This window comes from Accumulibacter sp., assembly GCF_016789985.1.
Classification (GTDB): Bacteria; Pseudomonadota; Gammaproteobacteria; order Burkholderiales; family Rhodocyclaceae; genus Accumulibacter.
Window position 1 is genome coordinate 1 of record NZ_JAEUOL010000212.1, and the last position, 11753, is coordinate 11753.

The window sequence follows — 11753 nt, forward strand, 5'->3', positions numbered from 1 at the left end:
GAAAGCCGCCCGCTGGCCTGCACTGGTTCGCTACATCGTCGACAAAATCATCGCAGTCAAACCCAAGATGCCGCGGCACACGGCCCTGGCCCCTCCTGGTCTGGCTGCCGCAATGGGCTAACAGAGGAATTTAGGATCAACGCTGTCAGGCGAACTGCGGGGCCATCAGCTTTACGGTATGCCCGAACGCTTCCAGCTTCCTCGCCCAGTGATGCGCGCTGCCGCAGGCTTCCATGCCGATCAGGCAAGGGTGGCAGGGTGGCGAAAAACGATGCGACCTGCTCGCGCTTGAGCGGCTTCCTGAGCACGGCCTTGCCTCGTTCATCCACGCCATGCACCTGGATCACGTTCTTGGCCAGATCGATACCAACTGTCGTCATCTTCATCTCGGTCGCCTCTCCTGCTTGCTGGTGGAAATATCGCCTCTCCACTTTGGCACTCGGATGTCGTTTCGAGATGGGGCGACCATCCCATTAACTTATTTATGGGCCGGGTTAATAGTAAGGGTCTACCCGCTCGCTGCAACTTGGCGCCATCGCAGGCGCACCAAATACATGGTTGGCGTCAAAGGTTGCGGCAAGAAGACGGCCTGCATCGTGGTCTCCCAGGCCGGACGGTCAGCTACCTCACCGTCTCCGGCAGGAACCAGCCCTTCGTGCAGCAGGCGACCAACCAAGCCAGCCTGTCTTCCCGGTCCTGTGCTTTTTGGCGTACGATACGCACCGACCTCGGGAGCAGCGTGGTTGACGGGAATGTTGGCCACGTCCGCCATGACCATCCCCCCCGGCTTTCACCTGCTACGGTAGCTGGTCAGCGCGCGTCCCTGTCAACCACCTGAAATCAACCATGGAGATCAGTATGTTCAAGCAACTCACCGCGTACCTTTCAGCATTGGTCCTCGCCGTGGTTCTGACGGCTTGCGCCGTACCTGGGTCGCAGCCGGGCGAAATGGAAATTCGTAGCGGTACGATCGAGCAGATCACCGTGGTCGAACTGCAGAGCAATCAGCACGCCGGGGTCGGCGCGGTGGTCGGTGGTCTCGCCGGTCTCGGTATTGGCAGTCTGATCGGTGCCGGCACGGGACGCGATGTGGCGATGGTTCTCGGCACGGTTGGCGGCGCCATCGCCGGCAACCAGATCCAGAAGAAATACGACAAGCCGGTTCAGGGCCAGCAGATCATCGTGCGCACGACCAATGGAGTACTGGTTTCGATCACCCAGCCATTCAACCCGTCGCTGTTCCAGGGACAGCGCGTGTTCATCGAAGGCAGCGGTGAGGACGCTCGCGTCGTGCCACGCTGATCGACCTTTGCTCTCCCGGTATCGGGCGCATCCAGCGCCCGATACCTTGCCTCCAGGAAACCACCATGGCGACCCGCCCAGCCCGGTGCCGACTGCGCCCTCTCCGCCGCCCGTCACAGACCCGGCGGTCTGCGCGTGAAAACTGGCTCGCCACCCTGCTCCTCTTTCTCCTGATAACCGCCTGCGCTCCCGACGCCTGGCGGCCGGACAGCTCCTACGACGCCTATCTCGACCAGGTGCAGCAGTGCTGCGGGGAGATGCGGATAGGCAGTCGAAGTATCGGCGATGACCTGCTGCAAAGAGCCGATGCCTATTTCCTGGATCTCACCTCGCGTTTCTACCACCGGCAGATTTCAGGTCAGGACTACGCCAACGCGCTGGCCGGCTCGTTCTCGGCGAATGCGAATTCACCGGCCATTCTCTGCATCCTGAATGTCAAGCGCGGCAACGACCCGCTACCGATGTCCCCTGTCCTGATGCAGTGAAGCAGCACAGGGAAGCTTAGCAGGTTGTTGAAAAACGTATTTGGGTGAAAAAATTGCTAAAAAACGTTGATCTTCCTGCTGGATTGCCTAACAAATAGGCAATTTCTGCTTAAATTTGTGCAAATTTACCGGTTCAAGCAAAATCTCTGCTTGCCTGGTGGGAGGCGCAATGTTTTTTCAACAACCTGTTAGCTCCATCAGCCGGGGCGCTGACAAGGCAGGCTTTTGCCGCAGCGAGAGCCGCCATTCAAAGCGCCTCGGGTCAGTGACATCACCGCAAGTCTGAGCAATGAGCTTGCGAACGAACGCTATCAGTTTGAACAAGGTAATGACGACGAATGGCGCAAGTCCGTCAAATCCATCGCCGGAACACTGCGCGATACGTTGGAGATCGCGGTTGAAGAAGTCGTCGGGTGCGGTGGTCACGGTAGCTTGGACCGCCACTGGGGTGGTATAAGCTACCGTGACCACCGCACTTTGAATTCAGCGCTGTGCTGCTTGCGCTTTGCTCTCATGTTTCACGTTCCTTTCGTCCGGTCGGCCTTAGCTTATCCGACTCTCCGAAAAAACGTGACCGCCGCAGACGCCTGCGGCGGCTGGATTACGCCCCGTTGCCGGGGTGTTGCAAGCAAATCGAGGGACCCTGAAGGCCCCTCGACGCGAACCGGAAACCAGCCAGCCCATCGCGGAGGAAGCGGCATCCGCAATGGGCTACGACCTCCGGCTGCAGCTCAGGCATTCTGCAGCAGAATTTCTTCGAGCGTCTGGGCCGACTTCTTGCTCGCCCGCAGAACCTTTTCCTGCAGGGAATAGAACTGCCGCATGCGCAGCGCGCGCAAGGCCGCTACCTCGTCCCCTTCGACCTCAAACAGACTCTTGATCGCCTGATACATGACCGCGACCGACTTCTCCTCGATGCGCTCGATTTCCAGGCAGAGATTGACCGTCTCCTGGTTGCGCTCCCGCTCCTTCAGCGAGGCGATGGCGCGCGTCAGACGGGTGCAGGCGTCGACCGTCATCGAGGCCACTTCGTGCGACTCGGTATTCGCTTCGGTGACGTTGTAAATGCTGGTGGCCTGCGCGACATCCTGCACGGCGTTCATGATGTTGTCGATGTCCAGGGTCAGTTTGTAAACCTGATCCCGGTTGAGCGGCGTGACGAAGGACTTGTGCAACATGGTCAGCAGATCGGCCTTGATCTGATCCGCGCTCGCCTCGTTCATGTTGACTTCTTCGACCAGCGCGGCGACATCCTGCTTGCTGACCCCGAGACTGTTGACCAGTCGCAGCATGGCACTGGCCCCTGCCAGAACTCGCTCGCTATGTGCCGCGAGAAGCTCAAAAAACTCGGACCGCTTGGGTAACATGAGTATCTCCCTTGATTAACTGTGGTAACGACTATTCACTGATTCCACTGCCGCGTGTTGCCCGACACCCCGTGGCAAGGGTGTCGGGGTCGGCCAATGAGGTGCTCCGGTTCTACAGGAACTTGGTCCCGATATACCAGAAGATCGCGGCAACCAGACCCGCCGCCGGAATCGTCAGTACCCAGGCAACCAGCAGGTTGGCGGTGATGGCCCAGCGCACCGCCTTGACGTCGGTGGCCGCGCCGACACCGATGATCGCGCCGGTGATGGTGTGTGTCGTCGACACCGGAATACCGCCCAGCGTCGCCAGCCCCAGGGTTATCGCGCCACCCATCGAGGCGCACGAACCGCTGATCGCGTTGAGTTTGGTGATCTTGGTTCCCATCGTCTTGACGATGCGCCAGCCGCCGAGATAGGTACCCCAGGCGATCGCGAAGTAACACGAGTAGATCACCCAGGTCGGCAGCGTGGCGACATCCTTGGTCGCCACTCCCGCCGTGATCATCAGCAACCAGATGATGCCGATCGTTTTCTGTGCGTCGTTGCCGCCATGCCCCAGGCTGTACGCAGCGGCGGCGAACAACTGTCCGCCCTTGAAGAACTTGCCGGCCTGATACGGCGAGGTGCCGCGGAAAATCCAGGCGACCAGCACCATCAGCAAGCCGCCGATGATCACGCCCACCAGCGGCGAGATGATGATGAAGGCGAGGATCTTGCCGAAACCCTCCCAGACGATCGGCGCACCCGAGCCGGCCTTGGCCACCGTCGCTCCGACCAGGCCACCGACCAGCGCGTGCGACGACGACGAAGGGATACCGTAATACCAGGTGATGATGTTCCAGATCAACGCCCCCATCAACGCCCCGAAGATCACGTAGTAATCGACGAAGGACGGATCGACCGTACCCTTGCCGATGGTCGCCGCCACCTTGAGCTGGAACACCCAGAGCGCGGCAAAGTTGAAGAACGCAGCGAACAGTACCGCTTGCTTCGGGGTCAGGGCACCGGTCGCGACGATCGTCGAGATGGAGTTCGCGCCATCATGAAACCCGTTCATGAAGTCGAACGCGAGAGCCACTGCAATCAGCAGCCCCAGCGTCCAGATGCTCATATTTAGGCCTTCCATTTTGGGCTACCTCTCAGGAGTTCTCGATCAGGATCTCTTCGATCATCTTGGCCGCTTCCTGACAGGCATCGAGCACGGCCTCCTGAAGCGAGTAGAACTCCCTCAGCTTCATCGTCTGCCAGACGTTGGCGCCGTCCTGGAACAGGGCGGTGATCGCCTGGTGCTGCACCTTGTCGGCTTTCGACTCGATTTCCTCGATCTCCTTGCACAGGTTGAGCGTCTCCGCGCCGCGCGCCTTGTCGGCCAGCGCCGCCACCGCGCGATTCAGGCGCATGCAGGCGTCGGCACCCAAGGACGCCATGGCGCGCGCTTCAACCGTCGACTGCTTGATACTGTACATGCCCACCGCGTTGGCAACGCTCTGCAGGACATTCAGCGTCATGTCGAGATCGCTGATCAGCGAGTGAATCTGGTCGCGGTTGATCGGCGTCGTGAAGGACTGATGCAACCGCTCGATTACCTTGTTCTTGATCTGGTCCCCGTTGTGTTCATGTTCATTGACTTCCGCGACCAGTGCGGAAAGGTTGACACTGTCGTCGCCCAGGCCATTGATCAGACGCAAGGTTGCGTTGGCTCCGGCGACCACCTGTTCGGAATGCGCGGCGAGAAGTTCAAAGAATTCCTTGCGTTGCGGCATCAGACTGCTAAACATACGACCTCCCTTGGTTATCCGCTCTTGCGAGCACCACTCAGTTAAGACGGTTAACGCCGACCGACGATCGGCACCACTTCAGCCACCACCCGATTACCAACCACTACTTTTTCCAGACAACAGGAGCCCTGACCGAGGCGTCACGCCTCGGCTCCAAGGTCCCTGCCCGATTGATTGCCCTGCAGACAGGCCTACGCCGATCAGCCCTTCTTCTTGCCTTTCGATACCTCGGCCAAACCGGCAAGCAACTCCTTCATCTGCTCCGCCTTCTGCTCGGCAAACAGACGCACGCCGGCGCGCAGGATGTCGGATTTGGTTGCCGCCCAGCCCACAGCCTTCGACAGCTCGGCGCGCAGCGCGTCGATCGCTACCTCTTCGCTCTTCAGCAACTCCACCGAATAACGGACCAGCTTGTCCCGTTTCTCCTTGGCCACTTTCTCGATCTGTTGCACGGCTTCTTCGATCTTCGCAGCCTTCTTGCCCGCCTGCTCCTTCGCCGCACTGGCGACCGTCTCGACCTTGCTCTGCGGCTTGGCCGGCTTCTCCGGAACGCTTGGTTTTTCGGCCATGCCGGGTTTCTCGGCAACGCTGCCCTTGGCCCTGGCCTTGGCCGCAGCAACCGCCTGCTTGCCGACCGGCTTGGCCTTTGCCGGTGCAGGTTCAGCCACTGCGGCAGCTTTCACGGCTTCCTGCTTGGCGGTGGCAGCTTTGGCCGCTGCCGCCTTTCTTGCCGACTTGGCCGGCGTTGCCGTAGCTGGCGGCGTCACCCCGGCAGCCTTCTTGGCCGGGGCCGGCTTGGCTGCCGCTGGCTTCGCTGCGGCCTTGGGCGCTGCCCTGCGTACCGGTGCCGCCGGGACCACTGGCTCACTCGGTGGCGTCACCGCAACCGGGGCTTCCGGCGCCGGCGGCGGCACCAGCGGAACATCGGTCGCCACCAGGCGCTCGGCGAGCGACTCGTCTTCCTTTTTCAAACTGGCCCGCAAGGCCGTCTTGTTGTTGGTGGTGGCGGTGCTGGTGGTGGTGCGAGGGGGTGTGATCATCAGTTGTCTCCCAATTGTTTAAGAATGGCCGCGATCAGCTTACGAACCTCTGCTTGTGCAGCTTCAGCGGCAGAACCGAGCTGAAAGACGGACGCTCCAATAACCGCACTTTGCGCGTAAGCATTACGCTGGCAGAGCATAGCATCGACGATGGGCAAGGTGAATTCGTGCAGTAGCTCAAGCACATCGGTCGCCAGGGCGGTGTTCTGCACGCGATTGGGAAGAATGCAGCCATGCAGGCGGTGACTCTGCTCCATCCGATTGAGGATCAGCCGCTCGACCGCCAAGGTGGACCACAGGTCGGTCGGGCTGGGCACCGCCGGCACGATGGCCAGATGCGCCACGGCCAGCGCCGCCAGAGTCGAGGGGTGGTAGATCGATGGCGGCGTGTCAAGCACCACGTAATCCGCCTCCCGCTGCAGTTCCGCAACGTGCTTGATCAATTCCAGGCCCGACATCTTGCGCACATCGAGCTGCAGCTCGGAGTCGAGCAGGGGTGCCGACTCTGCCCAGCGAAAAGCGCTCTCCTGCGGATCCAGGTCGACCAGCAGAACCGATGCGCCGATCGCATGAAAACCGCCACCCAGTTGTATGGCAACCGTGGTCTTGCCTGCCCCGCCCTTCTGGGAAACGACGGCAACCACCCGACCTAGTGACGATGACATGGCGCCGACCTTGCTGAAACAGCTATGATTTGGATTTGCATAACGAGCAATTATGCCATCTTGGGAAAACCCGACAAGGCGAAATCGGCCTCTGGAGGGCCATGAAATGGGCCATTTTTTGCCGGAGTGGTCAGTCTCTGACTTAAGTCAACGAATCGTCTCGCCAGATGCAGCAGGGACAAGGAAGTCGGCATCACAAAACTCATCTTTGAGCATTGTCAGGCGGCGGCCGGCAAGCGGCCTACGGCTGCCCGCCACACCGCACGGTCAGCCGTCGACGAGGATGTTGAGAGTCCTGGCGCGAACCACGGCCTCGCGGCGGCTCGAGGCGCGCAGCTTGCGGTAGATGTTCTGGGTATGCCGCTTGACAGTCGCCCGTGAGATACACAACTCCTCCGAAATCTCGACATTGCTCAGCCGGACCGCAAGCAGCTTGAGGATCTTGAGTTCGCGTCGAGTAAGGTCGGCGCCCACCTGCTGGCGCCCGGCCGTCACCAGCCAGTCGTCGTTGAAGGCAGAGAGAATCTGCCCGACGTAATGCGCAGTGGCCTTGTCCGGGGTCAGACGTTTGAGCGGCTGCACCAGCTCCTGCCCGAGATCGACGAACAGACGGATGAACCCCCCGGGTTGCGCCAGCAGCACGGCACGGCCGAGTTGCTCGCTGGCCGCAGCTTCGTCGCCCAAACCATGCTGCAGCAGCGCCTGCAGGGCGAGCACCTCGACCAGAAAGCGAACGTTGTGCCGTGCCGCCAGTTGCGCTTCCAGCAGTTGCAGCAGGCGAGCCGCCTGCTCCCGACTGTCCGCGTTTCCCTCGGCAATCCAGACCTTGGTCAGCGTCAGATGTGGCGCACTGGAAAAGTGGTAGGCAAAATGAACCGGCCCGGGATCGAAGCTGCGCGCCCACTCCCGGGCTTGATCGAGCCGTCCCTGACGCAACGCGAGTTCCGCCTGGCAGGCCTGGGCACGAAACAGCGCGGGCGAATCAGCCTTGCGCCACAACTCCTGACAGATCTCGTCAATGATCTCGCGTGCCCGGTCGGCCTGACCCTGCGCCTGGTAGACCGCGGCCAGGACAAACGAAACTTCGGTCCGGTAACCGAGCGATGGGGCATGCACAGGAGACGCAGCGCAAGACAGCGTCGCTTCTGCAAGTGCGAGCTCATTGCGCTGATACTGCACCAGGCCGTGAAAATAGGCTCCTAGCCCGACCTCGCCAGCACTGCCCAGGTGAGACCCGCCCGCACCGCTATAGTGCTGGCTCGCTCTCCAGAACAAGGCCGACAGGTCGCCGGCCATCCAGTCGATGAAACCGAGTGCAGCCGCCAGTGGCGCTTGGCACCTCTCGACCGGACCCGGTGCGTGCGCCAGACAATCGTGCAGCCACTGCCGAGCACCGGCCAGATCGCCAGCCATTTGCCGCGCCCCCCCGACAACCGCCTGCGCCACAACCAGATCGTCCACACAGTCTGCCGGCAAGCACTCCAGCGCCTGCCCGGCAGCCGAAACCGCCAGGTCGACTCGCCCGTCGCGATAGTGCTGCAGGCTGCGCAGCGCCAGCACGCCGCCGCGCAGCGGCAGCAGGCGCGAGGAAGGCAGGTCGGCGGCGGCGTGGGCCAGCAACACCTCGATGCGGTCGAGAACCGGCGGTGTTTCCACTTGACGGCCCTGATGGTGCATCAGCCAGGCCTTGAGCAGCAACAACTCGGCATCCGACTCTATCGTATCGGCCGGCAGCAGGGAGAGCAGGCGGTTGAGCCGATGACGCTGCTCACGCCGGATCAGCAAGTTGCGCTGGACGGCCACCATTTGCCCGGCCGCCTCCGGGCCGGCGCCAGCCAGCGCATGCAGGATTGCCTCTTCGAGCAGGCCTTGACCTGCCAACCAGGCAGCGGCCCGTCCATGCATTTCGCCGATCGCCTGCTCCGGGTACAGCCTGGCAAGCTGCCACTGCAGAAACTCCCGAAACATCCGATGGTAACGATACCAGCGCAGGCTGTCGTCAGTCGGCATACAGAGTACCGAACCGCTCGACACGAAGTGCATGAACGCCTCGCCGTCGAGGTGATCGGCGTCCTCGGCTCGGGAATCAGCGAGTGCGTCGCACAAAGGACCGGAAAAGCGCTCGAGAATCGACGTCTGCAGCAGACAGTGACGCACCCCTTCGGTTTGCTGAGAAAAAACCTCCTCGAGAAAATACTGATCTACCTGCGCCATGCCGCCATTGCGGCGGTGCCCGGGTTGATCGAAGCCGGCGTTGTACCGCAACGCCAATGCAGCAAGGCGAACGCCGGCTGGCCAGCCTTCGGTCCACTCGTGCAGGCGGTCGAGAGCCTCCTCCGCAACGACACGCCCGGCACCACGTTCAAGCAAAGTGGCTGTTTTCGCCTTGGCGAAACGCAATTCAAGCATGGTGATCTCGTTCAGTTCCTCGCGCACACGCAAAGCGCCAAGCGCCAATGGAGGATTGTTGCGGCTGATCACCACCAGATGCAGATGAGGGACTGGCCGCGCCAGCAGGCGGTCGACCAGGAGGTGCGTTGGCAGCGAGTCGATACGGTGATAATCGTCGAGCACGAGGATCAGGGGCGCGGTCAGCGCCTCGAGATCATTACTCAGGCAGACGGACAGCGCCATCAGGGACGGTGCTTGTGCCAGGTCGAGACAAGCCAGCGTGTCCGCGCAGGCCTCGGGAAACACCGTGCGTATGGCGGCAGCGACACAGCGCGCGAAAGCCGCCGGTTCGCTGTCGTCGACGTCAAGCGACAGCCAGGCCACCCGTCCCTCACGACCTTCCAGCCAGTGCGCGACGAGAGAAGTCTTGCCATAACCAGCCGGCGCCGCCAGAAGGGTCAACGGCAGGCTGCTCCCCGCTTCCAGTCTGGCCACCAGGTCGCTGCGCGTCACGAAGTCGCCGATGATCCGGGGACGGTGCAGCTTGTTGCGCGCGATCTGAAAAAAAGGCATCTCCACCTGGCCTGGCTAGCGCGAGCCAATCTGCCCGGAGCCATCTGAATGCAAGAAAGACGAATGATACGTCAGGCAGTCGGAACAGGGCAGCCATTCCACCACCACCGACACTGCACGCACCGACAGACACCGCCCCGCCGTCACGATCTCGTGCGGCTCCCTGGCGCTTGCAGCAACACCTCGATCTGCGCATCCTTGGCCCGCCAGATCTGCTGAATCCACTCCTGGAAGGCTTCGCGCACCGCCGGGTCATTAGCATAGTCGGCGGTCGCCAGGTCCTGCGGTACAGGCAAGCTCTGCACGCGAACGCACACGCATCTCATCCGGCCGCAGAGAAACGCCCAGAAGTCTGGCGCTCCGTCCGGATAGACGATGGTCACATCGAGAATCGCGTGAAACTTGTCGCCCATCACGTTCAAGGCGAGGGCAATCCCACCCGCTTTCGGTCGCAGCAGGTGGCGATAGGGTGATTGCTGACGTTCATGTTTGACCCGCGTGAAGCGCGTGCCTTCGCAGAAGTTCATGACGCTGGTCGGAATCAGTGAAAACTTCTTGCAAGCCAGCCGCGTCGCTTCCTGGTCCAGGGCACGCAGTTCCGGATGCAGTTTGAGGACTTCTTCGCTGTGCCGACGCATGAACGGAAAATCGAGCGCCCACCAGGCCAACCCCATGATCGGCACCCAGATCAGTTGCTGCTTGAGGAAGAACTTGAGCAAGGGAATGCGCCGCGTCAGCAAGTGTTGCAGAACCAGAATGTCGGCCCACGATTGATGGTTGCAGTTGACCAGATACCAGCCACGCCGATCGAGACCGGCCACACCCTGGACATCCCACTGCGCCCTCTGGGTGAGCGCCATCCAGCCGCTGTTGCAGGCGATCCAGGCCTCGGCAATGCGCACCAGCAGGGGATCCAGACGCAGGTGGACGGAGTGCAGCGGCAGAACCAGCTTGAGCAGCGCGAGCAGCAACAGAACGGGCACCCAGAACAGCGAGTTGAGCGCCAGCAGCAGGAAAGCGACCAAGCCGATCAGCGGAGCGGGAAGGAAGTTGAGCATGGTTCAAGCGAAAGCTACTGTGCCAGTGAAGCCGCTGTCGTTTCTGCCGCCAGCATGGCCCGCCGCGTCGTCGGCGTCTCCAGGCTGATGCGGCCGAGCAGGCCATCACGATAGTCCTGCAACAACACGTTTGCCGCCTTCTCGAGATCGCTCTGGCCGCCACGCTGCAGAAGTCCGCGCCGCCTGGCAATGGCCTCGATGATCGCCACCGCGTCGAGCGAGCGGCTCGCCTCCACGACCAGGCCATAACGCCTGGCCAACAATACCGGGTAACGGGCAAGCAGGAGTCCGGCCAGAAAACCGGCGACTTCTTCTTCGACCACCGCGTTGCGGCCCACCGCATTGCTCGCGGCAAGCATCAGGCCATCGCTCGGATACTCGATCTTCGGCCACAGCAGCCCGGGGGTATCGGTCAGCCAGTGACGAATGTCCAGTTGTGACGTCTGCTGCGCACGGGTCACCGCCGGTTCGTCACCCACCTTGGCCAGTTTGCGCTTGAGCAGGACGTTCATCAGCGTCGACTTGCCGACATTCGGGATGCCCATGATCATCATGCGCAGCGGCTTGGTGCCATCATTGCGGTGCGGTGCCAGCGTCCGGCAGAGTGCCGGCAGCCGCGCCGCGTCGCCGGGCCGCTTGCACGACACGGCCACTGCGCGCACGCCCTCCTGCCGATTGTAGTAGTCGATCCAAGCCTGCGTCACCGATGAGTCGGCCAGATCAGCCTTGTTGAGCACCTTGAGACAGGGCCTCTGGCGTTGCAGACGCAGTTCACGAACCATCGGATTGGTGCTCGCCTCGGGCAGACGGGCATCGACCACCTCCAGTACCACGTCGATCGCCGCCATCGCCTCGGCCGCCTTCTTGCGCGCCACAGTCATGTGCCCGGGATACCACTGGATAGTCATGGAAAATCCGACGCTTGGTAAAAAGCGTCATTATCCCACCTGTTCGCGCTTACCACCCATCACTTTTAATGTAATCTCTGATTATTACGAGGCAACACATTGAGAGACGATGGGAAAGACAGATAAGTTAGCGGACGAGGTACGGTTTGGTCTGGAAGAGGCCCTCCCTGGGATGCGCAAGACGAT

11 protein-coding genes and 1 pseudogene are annotated in these 11753 nt (G+C 61.6%); 2 read left to right on the forward strand and 10 right to left on the reverse strand.

The features are described 5' to 3' along the window. Positions 1-151: 151 nt before the first annotated feature. Positions 152-386 (reverse strand): annotated as a pseudogene (locus tag JNK99_RS12330) (IS110 family transposase); the annotation flags it as partial. 472 nt (positions 387-858) lie between these two features. On the opposite strand from JNK99_RS12330, the gene JNK99_RS12335 reads away from it, so the two are divergent. Then, the gene (locus tag JNK99_RS12335) at positions 859-1302 is read left to right on the forward strand and encodes a glycine zipper 2TM domain-containing protein (RefSeq protein ID WP_291853494.1); all 444 of its coding nucleotides are present in this window, start codon (positions 859-861) and stop codon (positions 1300-1302) included. A gap of 65 nt (positions 1303-1367) precedes the next feature. Then, positions 1368-1787 carry a hypothetical protein gene (locus JNK99_RS12340; protein ID WP_291853496.1) on the forward strand — a complete coding sequence of 140 codons (420 nt, stop codon included), beginning with the start codon at positions 1368-1370 and terminating at the stop codon, positions 1785-1787. A 177-nt stretch (positions 1788-1964) separates the two neighbouring features. On the opposite strand, the gene JNK99_RS12345 is transcribed toward JNK99_RS12340, so the two are convergent. From JNK99_RS12345 to ylqF, 9 genes are all read right to left on the reverse strand, one after another. Continuing rightward, positions 1965-2213, reverse strand: a complete 249-nt coding sequence (locus JNK99_RS12345) for a hypothetical protein (protein WP_291853499.1) — start codon at positions 2211-2213, stop codon at positions 1965-1967. Between the two features lie 305 nt (positions 2214-2518). Continuing rightward, positions 2519-3154 (reverse strand): DUF47 family protein, encoded by a 636-nt coding sequence (locus JNK99_RS12350; RefSeq protein WP_291853501.1) that lies wholly within the window; start codon positions 3152-3154, stop codon positions 2519-2521. 112 nt (positions 3155-3266) lie between these two features. Beyond that, positions 3267-4280, reverse strand: a complete 1014-nt coding sequence (locus JNK99_RS12355; RefSeq protein ID WP_291853504.1) for an inorganic phosphate transporter — start codon at positions 4278-4280, stop codon at positions 3267-3269. 13 nt (positions 4281-4293) lie between these two features. Beyond that, the gene (locus tag JNK99_RS12360; RefSeq protein ID WP_291853506.1) at positions 4294-4932 is read right to left on the reverse strand and encodes a DUF47 family protein; all 639 of its coding nucleotides are present in this window, start codon (positions 4930-4932) and stop codon (positions 4294-4296) included. A gap of 200 nt (positions 4933-5132) precedes the next feature. After that, positions 5133-5972 (reverse strand): hypothetical protein, encoded by an 840-nt coding sequence (locus JNK99_RS12365; protein ID WP_291853509.1) that lies wholly within the window; start codon positions 5970-5972, stop codon positions 5133-5135. Next, a complete protein-coding gene (locus JNK99_RS12370; protein WP_291853512.1) occupies positions 5972-6637 on the reverse strand; it encodes an AAA family ATPase in 666 nt (221 codons plus the stop codon). The genes JNK99_RS12365 and JNK99_RS12370 overlap by 1 nt, the downstream gene beginning before the upstream one ends. Positions 6638-6904: 267 nt before the next feature. Continuing rightward, positions 6905-9601, reverse strand: coding sequence for a LuxR C-terminal-related transcriptional regulator (locus JNK99_RS12375; RefSeq protein ID WP_291853515.1), 2697 nt, complete (start codon positions 9599-9601; stop codon positions 6905-6907). Between the two features lie 143 nt (positions 9602-9744). Beyond that, entirely contained in the window at positions 9745-10659 is a 915-nt protein-coding gene (locus JNK99_RS12380; protein WP_291853518.1) for an acyltransferase, read from the reverse strand. Positions 10660-10673: 14 nt separating this feature from the next. Then, a complete protein-coding gene (gene ylqF, locus JNK99_RS12385; RefSeq protein WP_291853521.1) occupies positions 10674-11567 on the reverse strand; it encodes a ribosome biogenesis GTPase YlqF in 894 nt (297 codons plus the stop codon). Positions 11568-11753: the final 186 nt, after the last annotated feature.

What these genes read in the sequence shown, in the direction of transcription:
- JNK99_RS12335 (WP_291853494.1), top strand. Translation starts at nt 859, where the DNA reads ATGTTCAAGCAACTCACCGCGTACCTTTCAGCATTGGTCCTCGCCGTG.
- JNK99_RS12340 (WP_291853496.1), top strand. Translation starts at nt 1,368, where the DNA reads ATGGCGACCCGCCCAGCCCGGTGCCGACTGCGCCCTCTCCGCCGCCCG.
- JNK99_RS12350 (WP_291853501.1), bottom strand. Translation starts at nt 3,154, where the DNA reads ATGTTACCCAAGCGGTCCGAGTTTTTTGAGCTTCTCGCGGCACATAGC.
- JNK99_RS12355 (WP_291853504.1), bottom strand. Translation starts at nt 4,280, where the DNA reads ATGGAAGGCCTAAATATGAGCATCTGGACGCTGGGGCTGCTGATTGCA.
- JNK99_RS12360 (WP_291853506.1), bottom strand. Translation starts at nt 4,932, where the DNA reads ATGTTTAGCAGTCTGATGCCGCAACGCAAGGAATTCTTTGAACTTCTC.
- JNK99_RS12365 (WP_291853509.1), bottom strand. Translation starts at nt 5,972, where the DNA reads ATGATCACACCCCCTCGCACCACCACCAGCACCGCCACCACCAACAAC.
- JNK99_RS12370 (WP_291853512.1), bottom strand. Translation starts at nt 6,637, where the DNA reads ATGTCATCGTCACTAGGTCGGGTGGTTGCCGTCGTTTCCCAGAAGGGC.
- JNK99_RS12375 (WP_291853515.1), bottom strand. Translation starts at nt 9,601, where the DNA reads ATGCCTTTTTTTCAGATCGCGCGCAACAAGCTGCACCGTCCCCGGATC.
- JNK99_RS12380 (WP_291853518.1), bottom strand. Translation starts at nt 10,659, where the DNA reads ATGCTCAACTTCCTTCCCGCTCCGCTGATCGGCTTGGTCGCTTTCCTG.
- ylqF (WP_291853521.1), bottom strand. Translation starts at nt 11,567, where the DNA reads ATGACTATCCAGTGGTATCCCGGGCACATGACTGTGGCGCGCAAGAAG.